Here is a 287-nt window from a genome sequence, read left to right on the forward strand (position 1 = left end):
GGCCATCGAAATCCGCGTTCAGATCAGGATTCGCTACTTCAATGATTTTACGCACCAGCGAGAATCCATTGGAGTGAATGCCTGAAGAGGCCAGACCCAGAATCACATCGCCCGGCTGAATTTTGCTACCGTCGATAATTTTGGATTTTTCAACTGCGCCAACCGCAAAACCAGCCAGATCATATTCACCATCCGGATACATGGAAGGCATTTCTGCGGTTTCACCACCGATCAGCGCGCAGCCAGCCTGCTCACAACCGAAAGCCACGCCCTTGATGACGTCTGTC

Annotated in this window: 1 protein-coding gene; it reads right to left on the reverse strand. The window is 51.6% G+C overall.

All coding sequences use genetic code 11. The annotated features are described in order from the left end of the window. A partial coding sequence (locus KDM89_RS21880) for an AIR synthase related protein (protein WP_230428025.1) occupies window positions 1-287 on the reverse strand: 287 nt, incomplete at both ends.

The organism is Cognatundibacterium luofuense (assembly GCF_018139685.1).
GTDB lineage: Bacteria > Pseudomonadota > Gammaproteobacteria > Burkholderiales > Burkholderiaceae_D > Undibacterium > Undibacterium luofuense.